Source organism: Cellulomonas sp. plas2, assembly GCF_057221735.1.
On sequence record NZ_CM170155.1, the window covers coordinates 2,945,093 to 2,967,592 of the forward strand.

Annotated in this window: 17 protein-coding genes; 7 read left to right on the forward strand and 10 right to left on the reverse strand. The window is 74.4% G+C overall.

Going from position 1 to position 22,500, the window contains the following annotated elements; translation table 11 throughout:
• Window positions 1-86: 86 nt before the first annotated feature.
• Entirely contained in the window at window positions 87-1,544 is a 1,458-nt protein-coding gene (locus AC2TDM_RS13180; protein ID WP_484634913.1) for a UDP-glucose dehydrogenase family protein, read from the forward strand.
• Window positions 1,545-1,604: 60 nt separating this feature from the next.
• Here the strand turns inward: AC2TDM_RS13180 and AC2TDM_RS13185 are convergent, their stop codons facing one another.
• Window positions 1,605-2,960 carry a right-handed parallel beta-helix repeat-containing protein gene (locus AC2TDM_RS13185; RefSeq protein WP_484634914.1) on the reverse strand — a complete coding sequence of 452 codons (1,356 nt, stop codon included), beginning with the start codon at window positions 2,958-2,960 and terminating at the stop codon, window positions 1,605-1,607.
• Window positions 2,961-3,059: 99 nt separating this feature from the next.
• Between AC2TDM_RS13185 and AC2TDM_RS13190 the strand changes: the two genes are divergently transcribed.
• Window positions 3,060-4,058 carry a Gfo/Idh/MocA family protein gene (locus tag AC2TDM_RS13190; RefSeq protein WP_484634915.1) on the forward strand — a complete coding sequence of 333 codons (999 nt, stop codon included), beginning with the start codon at window positions 3,060-3,062 and terminating at the stop codon, window positions 4,056-4,058.
• A 19-nt stretch (window positions 4,059-4,077) separates the two neighbouring features.
• Here AC2TDM_RS13190 and AC2TDM_RS13195 read toward each other — a convergent pair whose 3' ends face one another.
• Entirely contained in the window at window positions 4,078-4,818 is a 741-nt protein-coding gene (locus AC2TDM_RS13195) for a glycoside hydrolase family 26 protein (RefSeq protein ID WP_484634916.1), read from the reverse strand.
• 458 nt (window positions 4,819-5,276) lie between these two features.
• On the opposite strand from AC2TDM_RS13195, the gene AC2TDM_RS13200 reads away from it, so the two are divergent.
• Both AC2TDM_RS13200 and AC2TDM_RS13205 read left to right on the forward strand, forming a co-directional pair.
• Window positions 5,277-6,200 carry a beta-1,6-N-acetylglucosaminyltransferase gene (locus AC2TDM_RS13200; protein WP_484634917.1) on the forward strand — a complete coding sequence of 308 codons (924 nt, stop codon included), beginning with the start codon at window positions 5,277-5,279 and terminating at the stop codon, window positions 6,198-6,200.
• 60 nt (window positions 6,201-6,260) lie between these two features.
• Window positions 6,261-7,301, forward strand: a complete 1,041-nt coding sequence (locus AC2TDM_RS13205; RefSeq protein WP_484634918.1) for a glycosyltransferase family 2 protein — start codon at window positions 6,261-6,263, stop codon at window positions 7,299-7,301.
• Window positions 7,302-7,414: 113 nt separating this feature from the next.
• Here the strand turns inward: AC2TDM_RS13205 and AC2TDM_RS13210 are convergent, their stop codons facing one another.
• From AC2TDM_RS13210 to AC2TDM_RS13220, 3 genes are all read right to left on the reverse strand, one after another.
• Window positions 7,415-8,872 (reverse strand): lipopolysaccharide biosynthesis protein, encoded by a 1,458-nt coding sequence (locus AC2TDM_RS13210; protein ID WP_484634919.1) that lies wholly within the window; start codon window positions 8,870-8,872, stop codon window positions 7,415-7,417.
• Window positions 8,865-11,135: a hypothetical protein gene (locus AC2TDM_RS13215; protein ID WP_484634920.1), complete on the reverse strand. Its 2,271-nt coding sequence runs from the start codon at window positions 11,133-11,135 to the stop codon at window positions 8,865-8,867. Before AC2TDM_RS13215 ends, AC2TDM_RS13210 begins: the two co-directional genes overlap by 8 nt.
• A 172-nt stretch (window positions 11,136-11,307) precedes the next feature.
• Window positions 11,308-12,933: a glycoside hydrolase family 16 protein gene (locus AC2TDM_RS13220; protein WP_484634921.1), complete on the reverse strand. Its 1,626-nt coding sequence runs from the start codon at window positions 12,931-12,933 to the stop codon at window positions 11,308-11,310.
• A gap of 166 nt (window positions 12,934-13,099) precedes the next feature.
• Between AC2TDM_RS13220 and AC2TDM_RS13225 the strand changes: the two genes are divergently transcribed.
• Window positions 13,100-14,464, forward strand: coding sequence for a glycosyltransferase family 2 protein (locus tag AC2TDM_RS13225; RefSeq protein ID WP_484634922.1), 1,365 nt, complete (start codon window positions 13,100-13,102; stop codon window positions 14,462-14,464).
• Between the two features lie 36 nt (window positions 14,465-14,500).
• Here AC2TDM_RS13225 and AC2TDM_RS13230 read toward each other — a convergent pair whose 3' ends face one another.
• On the reverse strand, window positions 14,501-15,649 hold the full coding sequence (locus AC2TDM_RS13230) for a glycoside hydrolase family 16 protein (RefSeq protein WP_484634923.1): 1,149 nt from the start codon (window positions 15,647-15,649) through the stop codon (window positions 14,501-14,503).
• Between the two features lie 371 nt (window positions 15,650-16,020).
• On the opposite strand from AC2TDM_RS13230, the gene AC2TDM_RS13235 reads away from it, so the two are divergent.
• Window positions 16,021-16,842: a glycosyltransferase family 2 protein gene (locus AC2TDM_RS13235; RefSeq protein ID WP_484634924.1), complete on the forward strand. Its 822-nt coding sequence runs from the start codon at window positions 16,021-16,023 to the stop codon at window positions 16,840-16,842.
• Window positions 16,843-17,367: 525 nt separating this feature from the next.
• Here the strand turns inward: AC2TDM_RS13235 and AC2TDM_RS13240 are convergent.
• The 4 genes from AC2TDM_RS13240 to AC2TDM_RS13255 form a co-directional block, all read right to left on the reverse strand.
• Window positions 17,368-18,060 (reverse strand): hypothetical protein, encoded by a 693-nt coding sequence (locus tag AC2TDM_RS13240; RefSeq protein WP_484634925.1) that lies wholly within the window; start codon window positions 18,058-18,060, stop codon window positions 17,368-17,370.
• A 27-nt stretch (window positions 18,061-18,087) separates the two neighbouring features.
• On the reverse strand, window positions 18,088-18,948 hold the full coding sequence (locus AC2TDM_RS13245; protein ID WP_090031442.1) for a glycosyltransferase: 861 nt from the start codon (window positions 18,946-18,948) through the stop codon (window positions 18,088-18,090).
• A gap of 153 nt (window positions 18,949-19,101) precedes the next feature.
• Window positions 19,102-19,911 carry an SDR family NAD(P)-dependent oxidoreductase gene (locus AC2TDM_RS13250; protein WP_090031443.1) on the reverse strand — a complete coding sequence of 270 codons (810 nt, stop codon included), beginning with the start codon at window positions 19,909-19,911 and terminating at the stop codon, window positions 19,102-19,104.
• Window positions 19,912-19,938: 27 nt separating this feature from the next.
• Window positions 19,939-20,976, reverse strand: coding sequence for an NAD-dependent epimerase/dehydratase family protein (locus tag AC2TDM_RS13255; RefSeq protein WP_090031444.1), 1,038 nt, complete (start codon window positions 20,974-20,976; stop codon window positions 19,939-19,941).
• A gap of 173 nt (window positions 20,977-21,149) precedes the next feature.
• Here AC2TDM_RS13255 and AC2TDM_RS13260 point away from each other — a divergent pair, with 173 nt between their 5' ends.
• On the forward strand, window positions 21,150-22,280 hold the full coding sequence (locus tag AC2TDM_RS13260) for an acyltransferase family protein (protein WP_175499334.1): 1,131 nt from the start codon (window positions 21,150-21,152) through the stop codon (window positions 22,278-22,280).
• Window positions 22,281-22,500 lie beyond the last annotated feature (220 nt).

Here is a 22,500-nt window from a genome sequence, read left to right on the forward strand (position 1 = left end):
GCGCCACGGCACCACCGCACCTGCACCACCGCACCTGCACGGCAGCACCGCACCGTCCCCTATCCGCTCGGGCCCGAGGAGCACCGATGAACAACCAGACCCACAGCACCGTCCGGCTCGTGGAGCCCGTGGTGGACCGACCTCGCATGACCGTCATCGGCACCGGCTACCTCGGCGCGACGCACGCCGTGTGCATGGCGGCGCTGGGCTTCGAGGTGCTCGGCGTGGACGTGGACGCCCGCAAGATCGAGGCGCTCGCGGCCGGCCGCGTGCCCTTCTTCGAGCCCGGGCTGGAGGACCTGCTGCGCGAGACGCTCGCGACCGGGCGTCTGCGGTTCACGCAGGACTTCGCTCAGGCGGCGGCGTTCGGCGACGTGCACTTCGTCTGCGTCGGGACGCCCCAGACGAAGGGCTCGCAGGCCGCCGACCTCACGTACGTGCACGCGGCGGTCGACGCCCTCGCGCGGCACCTCACGCGCAAGTCCCTCGTCGTCGGGAAGTCGACTGTGCCGATCGGGACGGCGGCCGCCCTCACCCAGCGCCTGCAGGCCGCGGCGCCGGCGGGCGCGGCGGTAGAGCTCGCCTGGAACCCCGAGTTCCTGCGCGAGGGCTACGCGGTGGCCGACACGCTGACGCCGGACCGCCTCGTGTTCGGCGTGACATCGGCGTGGGCGTCCGCCCAGCTCCGGGCGGCGTTCGCGCCCGTGCTCGACAAGGGCACGCCGCTCGTGGAGTGCGACCTGCCCACGGCGGAGCTGGTCAAGGTCGCCGCCAACTCGTTCCTCGCCACGAAGATCTCGTACATCAACGCCATGGCGGAGGTGTGCGAGGCGACCGGCGCCGACGTCAACCTGCTGGCCAGGGCGCTGTCCTACGACGCACGCATCGGCGGGCGCTTCCTCAAGCCGGGCCTCGGCTTCGGCGGCGGCTGCCTGCCCAAGGACATCCGCGCCTTCGCCGCGCGGGCCGACGAGCTCGGTGTGGGTCAGGCCGTGGCGTTCCTGCACGAGGTCGACGCGATCAACAACCGGCGGCGGCGGCGCACGGTCGACCTGGTGCGCGAGCTGGCGGGCGGCACCCTGCAGGGGGTCCGCGTCGCGGCTCTCGGCGCCGCGTTCAAGCCGAACTCCGACGACGTGCGCGACGCGCCGGCGCTCGACGTCGCACGCATGCTGCACGAGGAGGGCGCGGTCGTGCGGGTGTACGACCCGCAGGCCATGGGCAACGCACGGCGTGCCTACCCCGAGCTGGCCTACGTCGACTCCCTGCCGGCGGCGGTGCACGAGGCGGACGTGGTCGTGCTGCTCACCGAGTGGGACCAGTTCCGGCACGCCGACCCGGAGATGATGGGCTGGCTCGTCGCCCAGCGGAAGGTGGTCGACGGGCGCCACGCGCTGGACGCGGACGCCTACCGCGCGGCCGGCTGGGACTACCGGGCGCTCGGCCGCCCGCTCATGCCGAGCACCGTCGACCTCGGCACCGCGGACGCGGACTCGCTCGAGTTCGCCCTCCGTCAGGTGGGGACCGCCCCCGCTCCCGCCTGACGCGCGCGCGGCGCCGGCCCGGACCTGCGGTCCGTGCCGGCGCCGCCTGGTGCCGGTCCGTCAGCTCGTGGGGCTGATGGCCCGGCCGTTGGAGCCGACGAGGCCCATCACCGCGCCGGCGGCGCTGTTCGTGGCGTCGACGACGTTGCCTGAGACCGGGTAGAGGCCGATGCCGAAGCCCTTCACGGTGCCCTCGACGACGTTGCCGCGGAAGACGTTGCCCGTCCCGTAGCCGCTGTAGACGGTGTGGGTCTGGAAGCCGTCGAGGAACGCGCCCGAGGCGCCGCGCACCACGTTGCCCTCAATGAGCCAGCCGTTGCCCTTGGCGTCGACCGCGGAATCCGCGGAGTTCTCGCCCGAGAAGCCCACGTTGACGAACACGTTGCCGCGCAGCGTGCCGGACTCCGTGCCCTCCTTGAGGTCGGCCCCCTCGGCCGGGACGTCCGTGAAGACGTTGTTCTCGACGAGGACGCGCTCGGAGTTGTCGCGACCGTCCGTGCAGCTGTACTTCGACCAGTTCGAGTTGGCCGAGCCGACGTACACGCCCTCGCCGTAGCGCGGCGCGCGCAGGCCGGTGTCGTGCACCGACGAGTTCCGCAGCACGCCGTCGGAGGAGCAGGCGCGGAAGTGCACGCCCTCGTCGCCGATGGTGCCGACGTCGACGCCGTCGAGCACCGTGCCCACGCTGCCGTCCAGCACGATGCCCTTCGTCGCGTCCCGGACCGAGAGGCCGAGCACCCGCCAGTGGTCACCCGTGATGTGCAGGCCGTAGTCGCCGGTCACACCGCTGGAGGTCAGCACGGCGGTGCGGGGACCGCGCAGCGTGATCGGCTGCGCCGACGTGCCGTTCGCCGCCGCCACCCATCGGGAACCGCCGGCGCGCACGTACCGGCCCGGCGCGAGGTCGATGACGCTGCCGGGCCCGGCGGTGGCGAGCGCGCGCTCGAGCTGGGCGACGGTGCTCACCGTGACGGCGGCGCCGGGGGTCGGGGCCGGTGTCGTCGGCTGCGGGGTGGGGGTCGGGGTCGGCGCGGGGGTCGCCGTCGGCGGGGTGGTCGGGGCCGCCGCGGTCGCGCTGACCGTGAAGGACACCTCCACGCGGCCGAGGGAGGCCTTCTGGCCGTCGTAGAGCCGCACCTCGAGCTCGTGCGCGCCCGGCGCCAGCGAGAGGGGCCAGGTGAAGGGCGCCGTGGAGTCCGCACCGAGGTAGGTGCCGTCGACGACGAACTTCGCCTTGGCCGTCCCGGCGACGGGCGGCGCGCTGACCGTGGTCTGCGGCGCGACGACCGCACCCGCGAGCGGGAGCCCGTCGACGGTCGGTCCGAGGGGGGCGGCACCGGCGCTCGGTGCCAGGAGCAGGGCGAGGGGCAGCACGGCCGCCGCCGTGACGCACCGTCGGAGCGTGGTCGTGGTCATGCCCTTTCGTCGGCTGGTGCCGTCCCTCACTTGACACGTGCGGCACCGGGAGCACACGCGTGGCCCGTCCCCGCAGGTGGCGCGGGTAACGTCCGTCGGGTGAGCGAGCACCCGACCGCCGCACCGGTCCGCTGGGGGATCCTCGGTGCCGGCGCCGTGACGGAGCGCAAGAGCGGTCCCGCGTTCCAGCAGGCGCGTGGCTCCCAGCTCGTCGCCGTCATGCGACGCGACGGAGCGAAGGCAGCAGACTACGCGAGGCGCCACGGCGTCCCGTCCTGGTACGACGACGCCGACGCGCTCCTCGCCGACCCCGCGGTCGACGCCGTGTACGTGGCGACCCCGCCCGACACGCACGCCGAGCTCACCCTGCGCGCCGCCGCCGCGGGCAAGCCGGTGTACGTCGAGAAACCCATGGCGCGGACGGCCCAGGAGTGCGAGGGCATGCTCGCGGCGTGCGCGGCCGCGGGTGTCCCGCTGTTCGTCGCCTACTACCGCCGCGCCCTCCCCCGCTTCCTGGCCGTGCGCGACCTGCTCGCGGACGGGACCATCGGCGAGGCGCGGACGGTGGTCGTCCGGACCCAGAAGCCGACGGGGCACTGGCCGACCGACCCGCCGCCGTGGCGGGTGCGTCCCGAGGTGGCCGGTGGCGGGCTGTTCGTCGACCTGGGGTCGCACACGCTGGACGTGCTGGACATGCTGCTCGGCCCTGTCACGGGCGTCGCCTCCCACGTCGCCAACCTCGGGGGCAGGTTCGCCGCCGAGGACACCGTCGCCGCGTCGTTCACCTTCGCCTCCGGCGTGCACGGCGTCGGCCTCTGGTCCTACGACGTGCAGGAGTCGCTCGACGAGGTGGAGATCGCCGGCACGGCCGGCACCCTGCGGTTCCCGTGCTTCGAGGACGGCCCCGTCACGGTCGTGACGCGCGACGGCTCGCGCGAGGTCGTCGCGCCGGATCCCGAGGCCGTGCAGCTCCCGCTGGTGCAGACCGTCGTCGACGCCCTCCTCGGCACCGGGACGTGCCCGAGCACGGGTGAGAGCGCGCTGCGTACGGCGCGGGTCGTCGACGCCGTGCTGGCCGAGCACCGCAGCCGCGGGTAGCGGGGCCCGCTGCCGGCGGCTACGGCGCCGCGACGAAACGATCCACGGCGAGGTGCTCGACCAGCGCCTCGCGGACCTTGGGGTCCACCGTCGACCGCCAGTCGACGACGCCGTAGTTCTCCTGCTCCGACTTCCTGTGCTCGAACCAGTTGATGAGCTTGATGCGGGGGAACTGCTCCCCCAGGCCCAGCACCTGGTTCATCCACGCCGTCTTGATGGCCGCCGCGCTAGCACCGGACGGCTCGTCGGTGTTGTACAGCGCGCTGGTCTCGGAGATGGCCATCGGCTTGTCCGTGGCATACGTGGCGTAGAAGTCCGGCACACCGGTCTCGTCAGGCGCGAAGCCCATGACCGGGTCGCTGCCACCGGCGTACGTGCCCGTCAGCTGGGCGACGAAGCGGCCCTCCTCCGGCACCTCGTTGGCGGCCCACGGCCAGGCGTAGCCGAACCAGTACAGGGTCAGGCCCACCCAGTCCACGACGTCGTCGCCGGGGTAGAACGGCGCGTACATGTCGTCGGACATCGTCAGGACGCCGTCACCGTCGGTGTCCAGCACCGCGAAGTCGGCCGTGCCCGGGGCGGCCGTGTACTGCCCGCCGTCGTACGGGTAGCCGCCCCCGTAGTTCGGCGACCACACCATCGCGTTGCCCGGCGCGAGCGTGTGCACCGCGTCGGCGACCGTGCGGAACGCCGCGACGTAGGCCTCCGGCTGCTGACCCCACGGGTACCAGCCGCCGTTCATCTCGTGCGCAAACCGCACGAAGACGCGCGGGCCCAGCTCGTTGATGGCAACCAGCGTCTCCGCCAGAGCCTCGGCGGGTGCCTCGTCGGTGGTCAGGCCGCCGAAGGGCTCCAGCGTGAGGTAGACGTAGGCGTCGAATGCTACGGACTGTCCGATTCGTGTGAGCGGCAGCTACTCGTGCGAATCGTTCGCATCGAGCACCGCCGCGTGTCCCACCCATGTGCGCCACACGTCCGGGTGGCGGGGCCGCGAGCGCCACCCGGCCGGCCGTACGCACGGCCGCGCGCCTGACCTGGTGTTCCTACCCTCAGGGGGTTGGGACGTGCCGCCCCGGCGGTGACGCGCGAGAGCCGGACCGCAGCACTCCTGGACGCTCCGGCAATCGCGAGCACGGCGGCGCCAGGGGCGACCCGGACGCCGGCGACGGCGGTACGAGTCGCGGGGGCCCGGTCCCATCCGCTGCAGAGGAGAGTCATGTGAAGGTCTGCCCGGACGGCCGACCCGCGGCAGGTACCGCCCGCCTCGCCGTCGCCGTGCTCGCTCACGCCGATCCCGTCCAGCTCCACCGGCTGATCGACGCCTTGGACCCGCTGACCGTCGTGCTGCACGTCGATGCCGGGACGCCGCCGGGGCTGTACCAGCGCATGGTCGCCGGGCTGCCCGACCGGGTCGTCCTCACCGAACGGGTGCGGACCCGGTGGGCGACGTTCGGTGCCGTCCGCGCCGAGCTCCTCGCCTACCGCACCGCCCTCGAGATGACGGACGCCACGCACGTCGCCTGGCTGTCCGGTGCCGACTACCCCCTGGTGTCCGTAGCTGACATGGAAGCTGTACTGGGCGAGGACCTGCGGCGGTCCTTCGCCGAGGTGACGCCTCTGCCGATCGCCAACTGGGGCATGAGCGGCGGCCTCGGCCGCCTGCGCTACCGGCACTGGCAGTGGCGCCGGCACGTGGTCCGCCTCCCCCTCCCCCGCCGGCTGCCGGCAGGGCTGGTCGCGGCCGGCGGAGGTGCGCAGAAGATCCTCGCGCGGCACCACGTGCAGGCGATCCTCGACGCGGTCGACAGCCGGCCCGACCTCGTGCGCTTCTGGGAGCGCGCGTGGGCGCCGGACGAGACCTTCACCCCGACGATCCTGGCGACGCCGTCGCTCGTCCCGAACTGGAACACCGAGCACGCCCAGCATCTCCCGTGGTTCATCCCTTGGGAGGACCACGTCAAGAGCCCTCCGTGGCTGACCCTCCAGCACCTGGACGCGATCCGCGCGCAGCGCGAGGCCCCCGGCCGCCCGCCGCTGTTCTTTGCGCGGAAGTTCGGCTCGGCCACCGGCGACGCACTGCTCGAGGAGGTCGACTCCCTGCGGGAGCAGCCGCTCGAGCGCGTCACGCGTTCGCTCGCGTGAGGCTTCGGCCCTGCGTCGCACCCCCGTCCATCGACCGCCGCACAGCCCGCTAGGAGCACCGTGACCACCACCGACCCTGCCCGACCGACCTCCACGGTCGTCGTCTGCGCCTACACGCTGGAGCGCTGGGACGCGCTGGCCGCCGCGCTGCACTCCGTGGTGCGGCAGAACCACGTGCCCGACGAGATCCTCCTCGTCGTGGACCACAACGAGGAGCTGGCCGCCGCCGCCCGCGACGTGCTGGTGGCACAGGTCCCCGGCCTGCAGGTGCTGGAGAACCGTCGCAAGCGGGGTCTGTCCGGCGCCCGCAACACGGCGCTGCAGAGCGCCACCGGCGAGGTCGTAGTGTTCCTCGACGACGACGCCGAGGCGGTCGGCGAGGACTGGCTGGCGGGCCTGCTCGCGCCGTACGCGGACCCGGACGTCCTCGGGGTCGGCGGTGCCGCGGTGCCACGCTGGCCTGCGGGGAGGACGCGTCCCGGCAGCCTGCCCGAGGCCCCGGGCGGCGACCGGGGCGTGCTGGACTGGGTCATCGGGTGCAGCTTCGACGGTCTGCCGCGCGCGGCGGCGCCCGTGCGGAACCTCATGGGCTGCAACATGTCGCTGCGGCGCGAGCCCGCACTGGCGGCGGGGGGCTTCTCAGAGGTGCTCGGCCGCATCGGCAAGACGCCGCTGGGTTGCGAGGAGACGGAGCTGTGCATCCGGATGGCCGCCCGGACGCCGGGTGCGCGGATGCGCTTCGTCCCTTACGCGCTGGTGCGGCACGCGGTCACCCCCGACCGCACCACGTGGCGCTACCTGCGTCGCCGCGGCTACGCGGAGGGGCTGTCCAAGGCCGCGGTCGCGCGCCTCGTCGGCCAGGACCAGGCCCTCGAGACCGAGCGCGGCTACGTCGCCCGGGTGCTCCCGGCGGCGGTCCTGCGGGGCACCGCAGGACTCGTCCGGCCGGCCGGCACCGCCCGCCGCACCCACGCGGCCAACGTCGGCGCCGTCGTCCTGTGCCTCGCCGCCACCGCCGCCGGGTACGGCCGCGGTCGGCTGGCTGGTCCGGTGGAGCTGGGCGAGGACCGGCCCGCGCTCCCTGCGGCCGTGCTGGTCTGACGGCGGACGCCGTACGCCGCAGCACCGGCGGCCCTGGCTGCTCACACCGACGCCGCCCCTGCCTCGGCAGGGGCGGCGTCAGTGGTGTCGGGGAGCGCTCGTGTGGTGCGGCGTCAGCCCTGCGCGCGGCGCAGCTCCCGCCACAGCCACGGCAGGCAGAGGAGCGAGAGCACCAGGCGCACGCCGATGAGGGCATCGGTGTCGGGCACCCCGGTGGTCGCCAGCGCGGTTGCACCCGTCAGCACGACGACGACCCACAGCCGCCGCGGCGTCGGGCGCCACCGCGGAGCGCGCGGCAGCAGCGCGAACTGGATCGCGGCCTGCACCGAGAACGCCACGAGCGTGGCCAGCGCGGCGCCGAGGATCCCCAGCACCGGCAGGAGCACGAGGTTCAGCACCACGTTGAGCACCGCCGCGAGCACGGCGGCCACCGCGACCGCCCGCGTCCGGCGGAGCGTCACCAGCTCGCGACTGAGGGCACCCGAGGCAGCCACCGGGAACGCCGACAGCGCGATGACGACCACGACGAGCGACAGCGAGGCCGGCTCGAAGCTCGCCGGCACCAGCACGCGCAGCGCCGCCGGCCCCGCGAGCGCGACGCCGAGGACGGTCGGCACCAGGATCCGGTACAGGCTGTTCCGGGAGCTCGCGTGCAGGTCGAGACGCCTCTCGGCGTCGCGGACCTCCGCGATCCGCGGAATCCACGACTGCCCGAGCGCGTACAGCACCAGGACCACGACGCTGCCGATGGTGTAGGCCGCCTGGTAGCGGCCGACCTCGGCGGCGCCCAGCCCGCGCTGGATGAGGATCCGGTCTCCGGCGTTGAGCACGAACCCGGCGACGAAGTTGACGGCCATCGGCATGCCGAGCGCGAAGGCGCGGCGCGTGACCGCCACCTCGCGCACGCCGGACCACCGGGGCCGCGTCAGCGCGACGCCCAGACCGAACGCGACGACCGTCACGGCGACGAGGCCGGCGACGTAGACGGTCGCGCCCGGGGCGGCGACCAGCACCACGACGAGCGCGACGACCTGGGCACCGACGGAGGACACCAGGCTGACGACCGCGAACCCGCGCAGGCGGTCCTCCGCGAGGAGCAGGCTGGACATCGCGCCGATGGTCGCGCCCGGCGCCGTCCACGCGAGCGCGAGCAGCGCCAGGTCGCCGTAGCCCTCGAAGCCGAGCCAGGCGGACCACCACGGCAACGTGAGCAGGGCGAGCGTCATCGTCGCCAGCGCGGTGACGAAGGCGGACGCGAGCAGGCCGCGCGAGGCGCGGCTGTCCCCATCCTCGGCCCGCTGCACCAGGATCGCCTGGTCGAGGCCGACGAGCGCCACGGCGACGAAGAGCTGGTTGAGCGAGTACACCGCCGCGACCAGCCCGTACTGGATGGGCCCGAGCGCTCGTGTGAGGAACGGCGCCAGCAGCGCGGACGACGCCAGCGGCGCCGCCAGGACCAGGGCGAACAGGGCGCCGCGGCCGAAGAGGCCGGGGGCCGCCGGGGTGCCGGCGGCCGGGTCGTCGATGCGCTCGGCGGCCCCTGCCGGCGTGCGGACCGTCGCCTCAGCCACGGTCGGCCACGTCGACGGCGAGCACCTCGGCGTCGCCGACGGTGTGCAGGACCCTGCTCCCCGGCAGCGCGAGGAGGTCGTCGCGCACCTCCCGCACCTCGCCGGGCGCGAACGGCTCGGGCGTCGGGTCATCGAGCGAGCCCGGCGTGACGAGGACGAGGACGCGGTCCACGTCGGGATCGGCCAGGCGCGCCAGCGACAGGACGTCGTCGGCGGTGAGGCGTGCGGGTGCCCAGTCCTTGAGCTGGCCGAGGAACGCGGAGGACGGGACGTCGTAGCGCGCACCGATGGCGGCCGCGGACGGGCTCCCCGTGGTGAGCACGACGTCGCCGGTCCGCGCGTTCTGGTCGAGCCACTCCATCACCGCGACCGTGTCGTCCGACGTGCGGTTGACCGCGGCGGGCTGGAAGTACGTGAGGACGAACAGGGACGTCAGCGTCGCGACCAGCAGCGCGTGCCCGGCGACGACCGCACGTCGACGCGCGGCCATCGGCTGCTCGAAGAGCCACGTCACGGCGATCGCCGCCCACGGCAGCGCGAAGAGGTAGGACCGCAGCCGCACCTCGCCCCCGTAGCTCTGCGCGACCGCGACGAGGAACGGCGCGACCACGAGCCACCCGACGACCAGGGCCACGCGGGCGTGCTCGGTGGCCAGGCGCCGGACAACGCCCGCGACGGCGAGCACCAGGACGAGGGCGCCGAGCACGAGGGTCCCGCGGCGCTGCCAGGCGGCGTCGGTGGGCAGCGCGGCGACGTCGACCGGCTGGTAGGTGGCGTTGTCGAGCGGGCTGAGGCTGCTCAACAGGCCGTACCGCTCATCCACCCAGCCGAGGTGGGGGGCGAGGTAGCCGAGCGCCAGCACGCCCAGGACCGCGACGAGCCACCGGGGACGAAGGTAGCCGAGCAGGAACAGCGGGCCGAGCGCGAGGAGCGCCATGTACGGCGAGAGCTGGTGGCTCACCACCGCGAGCGCGAACACGGCGACGACCGCGAGCAGGACCGGACGGCTCTGCACCCCGGTGACGTCCTGGCGGGCGACGGGCCAGCCCGAACCGGCACCGTCCCGCACCCGCAGCCACCGCTCGACGCGCCCGGCCGGCCCGTAGGGCGTCGAGGCGGCTGACAGCACCAGCAGCAGCGCGACGAACAGCACCAGGACGAAGGCGAACGCCTGAGGCGCGAAGTAGTTCTGCCCCACCCAGTTCGACGCGGCGAAGACGGTGCCCGCGGTCCACGCCCATCGGCTCCCCGGTGCCAGCGCGCGGGCGAGCGCCACGACGAGGACGACGTTGAGCAGGGCGAAGCCGATCTCGGCCAGGTACTCCCACCGGACCGGGTCGCGGTAGCCGGTGGCCTCGGCCACCAGGGCCGTCCACGTGAACATGCCGGGCCACCGCTGGTAGATGTCGCTGCCCCGCCCGAGGTCGAGCGGGTTGCCCTCGGCGACGTAGCGGGTGACCGCGATGTGCTTGAAGGCCCACGGCACCCGAGGCAGGCCCTCGACGACCGCGGGGGTCCCGTACAGCGCCAGCACGAGCATCCCGAGATGCGCGGCCACCCAGCCCTCGGCGACGGGCCGGAACGGCGCGGCGGCGAGCACGGCGACGAGCACCAGCACCGCCAGGACGAACGGGGTCCCGAGCGCCGGCGTGAGCCCCCACGGCCCGAGGTCGCTCACGTCCGCCGTCCTGACCGACACGAGCCACAGCACGAAGGCGGCAGCGAGGGTCGCTGCCGGAACGAGGTGCTGACGCCCCGGCCGGCCCGGCAGGCCGGTGCGCGACGGGGACGCGTGGTCGGCGTCCTGCCGGGCCGCCGCTCGCCGGCCCTGCTCACGGCTACGGCCCCGGCCCCGCGCGAGGTCCGGCCGGGCGCGCGCCACGATGACGGCGCAGGAGGCGACGAGCACGACCACGAGCGCGACCCGCGGGTGCCACAGGTGCGACCAGGCCAGGACGAGGGAAACCCACGCCGTGACGGCGATGCTCACGACGACGACCCACGAGGTCCGGGCGGCGCGCCCCCACCGGCTCGCGGAGGTCGGCAGCAGCGCCAGGCCGGGCACGAGGAGCACCGCGGCCCCGACGGCGGCGCCCCGCAACGCGCCACCGACGCCGAGCGTGACGAGCACCGCGGCCAGCACCCCGATGCCGGCGACGACCCCCGCGACGAGCGGAGGGGTGCCAGGCAGGGCCCGCAAGGCCGGCGCGGCCGGACGCTCGAGAACGGCCGTCCCCGGGTCACGGGAGTGCGTGGCGGGCATGGGACCTCCAGGGGATCAGGGCGTGGGGGCCGGACGGGGCTGTGCGCCGCGGCGCGGTCACCCTGGCATGCGCGCCCCGCCGGATCCCCAGCCGAGCCGCGACGTCACACGGGCGCCACACGAACCGGGCGATCCCGGACACGTCCGGCCCAACCGGCCGCACCGACGGTGGTCAGCAGCGGGCGTAGAGGGTGACCCAGTCCACCTGCACGTGGCCGGCGACAGCGTCCGCGGGCGGGATGCCGTTCAGCGCGGTCTCGGCCTGCAGGACGAGGTGGAAGGGGGTGCTGGGGACGCCACCGGTGTGGGTCGCGACCAGCACGCCGTCGAGCCAGTACGTGACCGACCCCGGCAGCCATTCGACGGTCGCGGTGTGCCACCCGGTGCCGGCGAGGGGCGTGGTGGTGCTCGTGCGCTGGGCGGTCCCGGGGCGGCCGGTCCCCAGGTCCCCCACCGCGAAGGTGTTGGCGTACACCTCGCCCTCCGGGGTGAGCTGGTCCACCTCCGGGAAGTCCATCTCGCCCTCCGCCCAGTCGTCCGAGTCGGGCCACAGCACCCCGACGAACTTGTAGCCGGGCAGCAGGTCGGCCCGGAACCGGAAGGCGAACCGGCCGTACGTCTGGCCCCAGCCCGTCTCCGGGTTCCGCGGCACGACAGCCGAGACCAGGTGCCGGCCGCCCGCGGAGTGGAGGTTCCAGTCCAGCGCCCCGTCGGTGACCGACAGGACCTCCGCCGGGGAGTAGAGGCCGTTGTTGGAGGTGTCGACGAACCCGTCGTAGGCGAGGAAGCCCGTCCGGTACCTCGACGACGGGAAGCTGCCGAGGGCGACCGGCGTGCCGAAGTCCTCCGCCAGCACCTGCCGCCACCCGGGCAGATTCCCGACGGGCATCGGCTGCGGGGCCCCGACCGGGGCCGGCGGCGGGGGCACCGGCGCCGTCCCGGTCACCCCTCCGTCGACGACGAAGGTCCGGGACGGGCCGACGACGGCCCAGGTGTTCGCGTACTGCAAGCACGGGAACGCGGAGTACGTGCCGAGCGGGAGGGTCCGGGCCCGGGTCAGCACGGTGGGGCTCGTCGACAGCGGGCTCTGCAGGCGGTGCGCGAAGTCCACGTTCCTCCCGGCGGCGTCGCGGACGCACACGGAGTAGCTCTGCGCGAGGACCGGGGACGAGGCCTGAAACGACGCCTGCGCCGTCACGGTCGTGCCCGACGCGCCAACGGCGAGGTCGGTGACGGAGAAGGTCACGCCCCCGACGGTCGTGCTGCCGTGGACGACGCCGGTCGTGGTCGTCGTCGTGGTCGTTGGCACGACCGGCGCGGCCACCACCAGGGTGCGCGGTCTGCCGAGCAGGGCCCACGTGTCCGCGTACTTCACGCACCCGTAGACCGCGTACGTGCCGGCGAGGAGCGTGCGCGTCCGGGCGTAACCCGAAGGGGTGGTTCCCAGCGTCCCCGCCAGGACGTGCGCGAAGTCGACGTTCGCGCCGGAGGCACCACGAACGCACACGGAGTAGCTCTGGGCGACGACCGTGCGGGACGCGCCGAAGCTGCCGGTCGCGCTCGCCGTCGTCCCGGCGACGGTGACCGCCACGTCCCTCGCGGTGAACGTGACACCGGCGATCGTCGCCGAGCCCGTTCCGGGCGGGAGGGCGGCGCTCGCGGCCGTCGTCGCTCTGACCGGCCTCGCGGCATAGGCAGTGCCGAGCCCGAGGACCGTCGTCGCGAGCGCGACCAGCACGAGCACCGGGGCGAGGAGCCGCCGCGACCTCGTGCGGACGGCAGAGCTGGACGGGCGCACGATCGGCCTCTCTCGCGGCGTCTGCGCCGCGGTCGGGCGCTCCGGGAACAGTCATCGGCAGGTCAGCGTCACAGCATGCAGGTAGCCCGAGACCTGTCACCCGTCTGCCGCACGAGGTCTGCATCACGGGGCCGCGGGAGCCCGGGCTGTGTCAGGCTCCGGGCCCATGCCTGCCACGCGACTCCCGGACGCAGCCCTCCCCCCGGCCCGCCAGCAGCCGACGACGTGCCGTGACCTCGAGCTCACGGCTCCGGCGGTCCCCGACCCCGGACCGACCGCGCTCGTCCTGGTGCAGCTGCACGGGCACGCGATCGGGCACCTCGTCGTCGGGCCTCAGGAGCGGGCGCTCGACGGTGGTCGCTCCCTCGCGGTCGCGGTCCTGGCCGCGGAGATCGAGGCCCACCTGCGCGCCGACGGGCTGCCGACGGATCTCACCGATCCGGCTCACGGCCCGGCCCGCGGTGCTGTACCCACGTGCCACCTGGACCTGCCGGCGTTGGACGCGCTCGTCACCGTCGTCGTGTGCACGCTCGGCGAGGAGCCGCGCCTGCGGCGCACCGTCGCGTCGGTGCTGGCTCAGGAGGACGTCGACCTGGAGCTCGTCGTCGTCGACAACCGGCCGGCGTCCGGCGCGGTCCCCGCCCTGCTCGCGGACATCACCGACCCGCGCCTGCGCATCGTCGACGAGCCGTGCCGCGGGCTGTCCGCCGCACGCAACGCCGGTGCCGCCGCCGCAGGCGGCGCGGTCGTCGCCTTCACCGACGACGACGCGCACGCCGACGCGACGTGGCTGCGCCGGCTGTGCGCACCTTTCGCCGTCGACCCGGGGGTCGTGGCGACCACCGGCCTCGTCGTCCCCGACGAGCTCGAGACGCCAGCCCAGCGCCTCTTCGAGGAGTTCGGCGCGTTCGACAAGGGGTACGTACGCACGGTGTGGAATGTGGACGGCCGTGATGTGCCCGGCCTCGTCGCCCGACCCGGCGAGCGTCCCGCCCTCTTCCCCTACGCCGCCGGCGTGTACGGCTCGGGCAACAGCATGGCCTTCCGCCGCTCGTGGCTGGAGGGGTCCGACCTGTTCGACGAGGCGCTCGGCGCCGGCGCCCTGACCCGCGGCGGTGAGGACCTCGACGCCTTCCTCACCGTGATGCTCACCGGGGGCACGCTCGTGTACGAGCCCGGTGCCGTCGTGCGGCACTCCGCCCGACGGGAGATGGCGGACCTGGCACACCAGCTCTACGGGTACGGGAGCGGCAACTCGGCAGCCCTGACCAAGCAGGCGCTCGCCGGACCGGCCGGCCTGCTCGGGGTTCTGCGCCGCGTGCCGGCGGGACTCCGACGCCTTCTCGACCCCGCCTCCGAGAAGAACGGGTCCCGCACGGAGGGCTACCCGCCAGAGCTGTCCCGTACCGAGCTCCGCGGTTTCGCCGCCGGGCCGTTCCTGTACGTCCGCGGTCGCCGCGAGGCCCGTCGACGCCGGGACGTGCACCCGCTGAACGCGGCGGCCGTCCCCCTTGCGGCAACGGCGCGCTGACCCCCCGCGCCTCGTCCCCGCGGCGTCGGGACGCGGTCAGGACCGGCTGTACATCGTGACCCAGTCGAGCTGCACGTGCCCCGACACCGTCGACAGGGGCGCCGCCTTGAAGAGCTCCGTCTCGACCTGGAACACCAGGTGGAACGACGTGTCCGGGACGCGGTCGGTGAAAGTGCCGAGCTTCACGCCGTCGAGCCAGTAGCTGAGCGAGCCCGGTGCCCACTCGACGGTGGCGATGTGCCAGCCGGTGGCGTTCGCCGACGTCGCCGTCGTGAACCGGCTGGCCGTGCCCGGCGTCCTCGTCGTCGTGCTCCCCTTGCGGAAGTAGTTCGCGTAGATGCGCTCCGTCGAGATCAGCTCGTTGACCTCCGGGAAGTCGATCTCGCCCTCGCCCCAGTTGTCGGAGTCCGGCCACAGGACGCCCACCATCTTGTAGCCGGGCAGCGTGTCCGCCCGGAACCGGAACGAGTACCGGCCGTACCGCTGCCCCCACCCCGTTGTTGGCAGCCGCGGCACCATCGCGGCCACGAGGTGGCGACCGTTCTCCGTGCGGACGTACCGGTCCATCGCGCCGTTCTGCACGGAGATCACCTTGTCGGGGTCGTACCAGCCCCGGCCCGACGTGTCGGTGTACCCGGAGTAGCCGAGCCACTGCGGGGCGTAACGCGAGGTGTCGAAGGACCCGCGCGGCACAGCCGTGAGGAAGTCCTCGCGGAAGACCTGCTTCCACCCCGGCAGATCACCGACCGGCATCGCCGTACTCGCGGTCGACGTCGTGGTGGACATGACGGTGAACGTGCGGGAGGAGCCGAAGGAGTACCACGTGCCAGCGTGCAGGACGCACCCGTAGTAGGCGTAGGTGCCGGGCGCGAACGTCTTCGTCGCGCTGTACGACGTCCCCGACGAGGAGATGGTGGCGTTCAGGCGGTGCGGAAAGTCGTGGTTCGCCTGCCCGGCGCCACGCACGCACACCGAGTAGCTCGGGACCGTGGTCGTGGCGGACGCCCTGAAGGTCGCCGCGACCTTCACGCTGCTGCCGGAGACCGTCGCCGTGGCCGAGGGCAGCGTGAAGGTAGGGCTCGCCGCCTCCGCCGCCCCGGCGCCGGCGACGAGCAGCGTCACGAGCGCGGCGGCAGCGAGGGCGACGCGGCGTCGTGCGCGTTCCGGGGTACGAGGCGCGGTCATCCGCACTCCTTTCGTCTGGAGGATCAGTGCCGCGCACCGGCTGGCGTGCGCGCCGGTGCGACCGACGGCTCCGGGCAGCGCGGCGGACCCGTGATGTCCGCTTCGGATCGTCCCGGACGGTAGCAGCGGCGTGACGTCCTGCCGTGCGCTGTCGGCCAGGTCACAACAGGCCCACCGACCACTCGAATGCGCGATGTCGGACGTTTCCGTCACCCGCCCCGGTCGTCGCGTTTCGCCCGTACGGCCGATGTGTCCGATTCGTCCGACACCTACCTTTGTGGCCACCGGGAGCTGCACCCGGAGGAATCCGTCACGGAGACGCCTCGGAAGGGGCCGGTCGCCGGTGACGACGAGAGCTGGGAGTGAATCCTGTGATCACCGCGAACGACGGCACCCTGCGCACCGTGACAGTTGTCATCCCGACCCGCAACGAGGCCCGCAACGTCGGCTGGGTTTTGGAGCGCCTGCCCGCGATCGTCGACGAGGTCGTCCTGGTGGACGGCGGGTCGACCGACGGCACCGCGGACGCCGCACGCGCCGTCCGGTCGGACGTGATCGTGGTGCAGCAGGCCCGGCGCGGGAAGGGCAACGCTCTGGCCTGCGGATTCGCGAGGTCGACCAGCGACCTCATCGTGATGATCGACGCCGACGGGTCGATGGACCCGCGCGAGATAGAGGCCTACCTCGCCCCGCTGCTCGCGGGGGCGGACTACGCCAAGGGCTCGCGGTTCACTGCCGGCGGGGGGTCGGACGACATCACCCTGCTGCGCAAGGCGGGCAACGCCTTCCTCAACGGCACGACGAACCTCATGTTCGGCTCGCGGTTCTCCGACCTGTGCTACGGCTACAACGCCTTCACGCGGGAATGTCTTGAGGTCTTCGCACTCCCCGAGGCCTTCGCTACGGGAATGCCGCAGTGGGGTGACGGGTTCGAGATCGAGACGATGATCAACATCCGCATCGCGCGTTCCGGGGCCGAGATCCGCGAGGTTCCCAGCTACGAGTACGAGCGGCGGCACGGCACCTCGAACCTCAACACCTTCCGTGACGGGTTCCGCGTGCTGCGGACCATCTTCTCGGAGCGCGCCACCGCGCCCCGCGGCCTGGTGCGCCGCTCGGCGGTGCCGATCCAGGATCGCGTCGTCAGCACGGCCGTCGAGGGCTTCACCGGCGGCGAGGCGCTGTCCCGCTGATTCACCGTCAGGGCTCGGAAGCCCCGGGTGCCGTCGCCGCGACGGGACCCGGGGCTCTCGTCGTCCGCCGCCGTCCCTGTCAGCGTGGCGAGCGCTGCCTGCGGTGGGGCCACCCGGTGCGCCACTCGTGGTCGAGGTCTGCCTGGATGCGCCGCCGGGCCGCTGCCGGCGTCAGGCGGGTGCGGGGGTTGGGCAGCCCTGGTGACCAGGCGCGCCAGCGCAGCAGCCCGACCCGCGTCGTCCGGATCGAGCCGTCTTCCGCCGCGCCGACCTCCGCGACACCGCCATCGCGCGCGATCCACCGGAGGGTGCCCCACGCGTCGCTCAGTCTCGGTCGCATGGTCCCTCTTCGTCACTCGCGGTCGGTTCGTGCGCCCGTCCGTTCGTCCGGACGTCGCGAGGACAGCGCTCCCCGGTCCGCGCTGCCCGTCGAACGGGAGCGTAGGCGGGCTGGAGGCGGACCGCGAGGGGCTCCGCACTGCGGGCGGGGCGGCTCTGGTCAGCGTCCCCGGACGACTGAGGCGCCTACGGCTGCAGCAGGCCCGCCGGCCGGAGCAGCGCGATGGCCAGGACGAGGCTGCCCGTCGTCTCGAGCGCCTCCTCCACCAGCATCTTGCCGACGTAGCCGGCACGCTGGACGTCGCCGTCCCACTCGAGGGCCTCGAGCACCTGGGACGTGCCCCACAGCGCGGCGACGACGACGAGCAGCGCGAGCGTGCGCCGGTCCGTGCGCCACAGCCGCCGCAGCAGCAGCACGGCGAGCACCACGGCGACCACCCCGAGCGGCGCGTAGAGCACCTGCCAGTCGACGCCGAGGTCCCGCTCGAGGGTCTCGTGCAGCGCGGCCCACTCGTCGGCGGCCATGAGCAGCGCCCCCGCCGCGACCCACGCGTACAGCCGGCTGGACCGGACCGCGGCCGGCACGGCCACCGCCGCGGCGGCCAGCAGCATCATCGCGCTCCACGCCGCCGGGATGGTCCGCTCGTCGTCGGGCGACAGGCGGTACGGGACCGTCCACGGGCCCGAGGCGGTCAGGTACGCGACGGTCGAGGCGGCGATGACGGCCATCGTGCCCGCCACGGCCGCGAGGACGAGCAGCCCGACGAGCGCCTGCCGGCGCGAGGACGCGGCGGCCAGGCCACGGGCGCCGTCCGGGTCACGGGCGTCGGTGCGGGCGGGGGCGTGCGCGTGCGCGTGAGCATGGGCGTCGGCGGCCATGCCCGACCGTAGCGGGCGCGGGCGCCCCTACGGCAGGCTCGCGCGCAGGGCCCACCCGTCCGGGGTGTTCTTCAGCGGGTGCACGGCGAACGGGCGGCGCACCGCGACCTCGTCGGGCGTCAGCGGGACGGGCGGCTTGTACTGCACCCACCAGGAGTCCAGGACGTCCCACAGCTCGTGCAGCTCGTGCCCGACGGACTTCGTCCCCAGCGCCAGCAGGTAGTCCTCCTCGTAGGTGAGGAACGGGTAGGGCGCGTCCATCCCGGCCAGGAAGCCGGAGTCGCGCAGCGCGCGGACGGTGTCGAGGGACATGGCGAAGACGCCGGCCTGCACGCCGGTGCCGGGGCGGTAGCCGTTCGCGACGGCCGCGCGGTACGCGCCGCGCCACCAGGGGTAGCCGACGCGCAGGCCCTTCTCCGTCTTCTTCGGGCCGATCGGCCAGCGGACGTCCTGGAGCATGCGCTCGCGGGACCACCGGTGGTCGCGCGGCTGGCCGCTGGGCGCCACGTCGACCGCGCCGACGATGCCCGGGCGCGCTGCAAGGTGCGCCGCGAGGCGGTGGGCGTCGGCGGTGGCGACGACCCCGTCCGGGTCGCACTTGACGACGATGCCGGGGCCCGTGGTGGCGTCCGCGACCTCGCGCAGGACGGAGAACAGCGTGCGGCTGATGCCGTGGTAGCCGTTCTTGGTCGGGTTGCTGCTGAGGTCGAGGCCCAGCTCGTCGCGCACCGCCTCCAGCTCCTCGCGCGTGCCGTCGGTGGTCGCGTCCTCGCGCAGGAAGATCCGGCTGTCGGGGTACAGCCGGCGGATGCGCCGGAGGCTGTCGATCGCCATGGCCGCCTCCCCCGGGCCGGCCACCATCGCGAAGTGCACCTGCTGCTCGCTCACGCTGCTCCTGCCGGTCGTCGGGATCTACGCCCATCGTCCCGGCTGGGCCCGGCCCGTGGTGCCCGACGAGGTGTGCCGTCGACCACGGCCGGCGACGGCCGCCGGGACGCTCGTGCGGCGGCCGGTCGGCGGAAGCGCGTGGATCGGGCGGCGTTACGGCAGGCGGAGGGTCCGCAGGTCCTGGGCGACGATCTCGTCGACCTGCGCGAGCAGCGTGTCGGGGGTGTCCGCGCCGGCGCGGACGAAGCGGCCGGACAGCGCGTCGAGCTGCCCGTCCGCGAACGCGACGACGAGCGCCGACACCTCGTCGAGCGAGGTCCACTCCGTGCGGTCGTCGTGCACGGGCATGCCCGCCGTCATGTCCGTGCGGACGACGCCGGGGGCCAGGTCCAGGGCGCGGATGCCGCGGTCGCGGAGCTGGTGGTCGAGCATCGTCGTGAGGCGGGCGAGCGCGCCCTTGCTGATGCCGTAGCCCGTGTACGCGCTCATGGGGCGGTGGCCCGAGCCGGAGTTGATGTTGAGCACCCGGCCGGCGCCGCGGGCGAGCATGGCCGGCAGCACCGCGTGGGTGACGAGGACGGGGCCGCGGACGTTCGTCTCGACGACGCGCCAGACGTCCTCGACGTCGTCCTGGTCGAAGGGCAGCTCCGCCGCCTCGATGACGCCCGCGTTGTTGACGAGCAGGCCGATGCCGCCCTGCTCGGCCAGGCCGACCTCGGCGCGGGCCACCGCGTCCGCGACGGCCGTGCCGTCGACGAGGTCCGCCGCCGCGACGACCGCTCGTCGCCCGGCCGCCCGGACCTCCTCCGCCACCGCCTCGAGGTGCGCGCGCGTGCGCCCGACGAGCGCCAGGTCGTAGCCGGCGGCCGCCAGCCCGAGCGCGATGCCGCGGCCGATGCCCCGGCCGGCGCCGGTGACGAGGGCTGTGCGGGGGGTCGTGCGGGGGGTGGTGACGTCGCTCATGCGCCGCAGGCTGTCACAGCTCGGCGCTCAGAGCTTGCGCGGGCGCAGCGGCGGGGAGGCGTGGCCGGCGCCGTCGGCCATGCCCTGCAGCGCCTCAGTCACCGCCTCGAGGCCGGTGTGCGCCGGGCGGAAGTCGAGCTCGCGGACGGCGCGGGTCGTGTCCATGAGCGGCACCCCGAGCGCCATGTCGAGCCAGCCGGGGCCGGCGGGGACGACGCGCGCGTGCCAGCCCAGCGACATGGCCGTGCGGGCGACGTGCGGCTCGACGTCCCTGAGCTCGCCCTTCGACACGACCGCGGCGACGTCCTTGCCGTGCACGATGCCCGAGCCGGCGATGTTGAACGCCCCGCGCGCCTGCCGGACGACCGCCTCGCGCAGCGCGTCGGCGAGGTCGTCGGCGTGCACGGCCTGCAGGCGCAGCCCCGTCGGCCACGGCAGCACCGGCGCCTTGCCGGCCAGCCAGCGCTTCGGCACGAACGGGCCCAGGAAGTAGCGCACCTGCTCGTGCGCGGCCGCCCGCTGGAACACCAGCGCCGGCCGCACCCGCGCCACGCGCAGCCAGGGGTGGGCGGCCTCCGCCTCGTCGAGCAGCCGCTCCACGGCCGCCTTGTCCACGCTGTACGACGACGAGCGGATGCCGTCGGTGGGCCACTGCTCGTCGCGCAGCACGTCCCCGGGACCAGGGCTGTACGCGCCGACGGACGAGGCCACCACGAGGTGCGGGACGCGTGCGGCCGCGACCGCGGCGATGACCCGGCGCGTGCCGACGACGTTGACGCGGCGCAGGTAGCCGCGGTCGTGGCTCGGCTGGATGGCCCAGGCGAGGTGCACGACGGCGTCGGCCCCGCGGATGACGCGGGCGAGGTCCTCGACGACGGGCGCGTCGGCACCGTCGGCGGCGAGGTCGAGCGCCGTCCAGCGGACCGTGTCGTAGGGGCGCGGGACCCGGCCGCGCGGGACGCGTCGGACGACGCCGTCCACCACGGGGACCGAGGCGTCGTCGCGCAGGCGCCGCAGGAGCGCCGTGCCGACGTTGCCGCTTGCTCCGACCACGACGACTCTCATGGCGCACACGCTGGCATCCCGCGGGCGTCGGCGCATCCGTTCGGGGGCGGAAGGCCTGGTAGTCCCGTCACAGGCGGCGCGGCGGTGCCGATGGTGGCCGTGTGCCTGCTCTCACCGTCCCTCGCCGCCGGACCGGGCCCGTGGCGGCGCCGGCACCTGGGATGATTCCGCCCGTGACTGCCGGAGGTGGCGCGCGCGTCGGATGGGTCGACGTGGCGAAGGGTGCGTCGGTGGTGCTCGTCGTGCTGCACCACGTGCTGGCGCAGCTCGTCGCGCTCGGGCTGGCGCCGGCGGTGCTCGTCGAGACGAGCCGGCTGCTCGGCACCGTGCGGATGCCGTTGTTCTTCCTGGCGTCGGGGCTGTTCGTCGGGCGGGCGCTGGCGGGGCCCTGGGGCCGGCTGCTGCGGCGGCGGGTGGCGCCGCTGCTGTGGATCTACGTCGTGTGGGTGCTCGTGCGGTACGTGGTGTTCTCGCTGCTGGCGCACGGGGTCGGCGTGGCGGCGTGGCCGCCGGTGGGCGTGGTGGCGGCGCAGCTGGTGCAGCCGGCGTCGGCGCTGTGGTTCGTGTACGCGCTGGCGCTGTTCACGGTGGTGGCGCGGGCGCTGCGGCGGGTGCCGGCGGGGGTGCGGCTGGCGCTGGCGGCGGGGCTGTCCGCGGTGGTGGGTAGCGGCGTGGTGGAGGTGGAGTCGTACGCGTGGCGGTCGATGGCGACCTACGCGGTGTTCTTCCTGGTGGGGGCGGACCTGTCCGAGGGCGTGCGGCGGGCCGCCGCCGCACTCGACGCCCGCGGCACGGTGGTGGCGGCCGCGGTGGGGGCGGTCCTCGGCGGGGGTGCGCTGGTGCTGGCGGACCTCGTGCGGGACTCCGACCTCGCGCTCGACGAGGTGCCGGGCGTGCGGCTGGGCGTCTCCGTGCTGGCGGTCGCCGGCGGCGTGGCGCTCGCGGTGGCGGCGGCGCGGACGCGCGCGGGCGGGCGGCTGCAGGCCTTCGGGACGCGGACCCTCGACGTGTACCTCGTGCACGGGCTGGTCGTCGGGGTCGTGCTGCACGCGGCGGGTCCGTGGCTGGGTCAGGTGGTGTCCGGAGGATCGGTGGCTGCCGGGCTGGCGCTCGCGGTGCTGGTGACGGCGGGGGCGGTGCTGGCGTCGCTGTCCGCCGGGCGCGGCCTGCGGCGATGCGGTGCGGGGTGGCTGTTCCGGCTGCCGGAGCACGTGGCGGTGCCCGCGGTGCTGCGGGTGCGGCGCGGTGCCGGGCGCGTGGCGGCGGCCGGTAGCGCGGAGGTGTCGCTCGCGACGATCCGGTGATCGCGCGGCCCGTCCGTCGCTCCTGGTGACTCGTCGGCCTTCGTGTTGGGCGTGTCCACAACGAGAGCCGGCCAGCGGTGGCTGCTGGAGAAGCGGGCGTGTCGGTGGGCTGCGGCACGCTGTCCCGGAGCAGGCGTGCGCACTGTCGGCACTTCTCTTTCTGTCGGGTGACCTGCGAGAACACCCGATCGTGGCATCGCGGTCGGAGCACGCATCCCTC

What these genes read in the sequence shown, in the direction of transcription:
- AC2TDM_RS13180 (WP_484634913.1), top strand. Translation starts at nt 87, where the DNA reads ATGAACAACCAGACCCACAGCACCGTCCGGCTCGTGGAGCCCGTGGTG.
- AC2TDM_RS13185 (WP_484634914.1), bottom strand. Translation starts at nt 2,960, where the DNA reads ATGACCACGACCACGCTCCGACGGTGCGTCACGGCGGCGGCCGTGCTG.
- AC2TDM_RS13215 (WP_484634920.1), bottom strand. Translation starts at nt 11,135, where the DNA reads ATGCCCGCCACGCACTCCCGTGACCCGGGGACGGCCGTTCTCGAGCGT.
- AC2TDM_RS13225 (WP_484634922.1), top strand. Translation starts at nt 13,100, where the DNA reads ATGCCTGCCACGCGACTCCCGGACGCAGCCCTCCCCCCGGCCCGCCAG.
- AC2TDM_RS13230 (WP_484634923.1), bottom strand. Translation starts at nt 15,649, where the DNA reads ATGACCGCGCCTCGTACCCCGGAACGCGCACGACGCCGCGTCGCCCTC.
- AC2TDM_RS13240 (WP_484634925.1), bottom strand. Translation starts at nt 18,060, where the DNA reads ATGGCCGCCGACGCCCATGCTCACGCGCACGCGCACGCCCCCGCCCGC.
- AC2TDM_RS13250 (WP_090031443.1), bottom strand. Translation starts at nt 19,911, where the DNA reads ATGAGCGACGTCACCACCCCCCGCACGACCCCCCGCACAGCCCTCGTC.
- AC2TDM_RS13255 (WP_090031444.1), bottom strand. Translation starts at nt 20,976, where the DNA reads ATGAGAGTCGTCGTGGTCGGAGCAAGCGGCAACGTCGGCACGGCGCTC.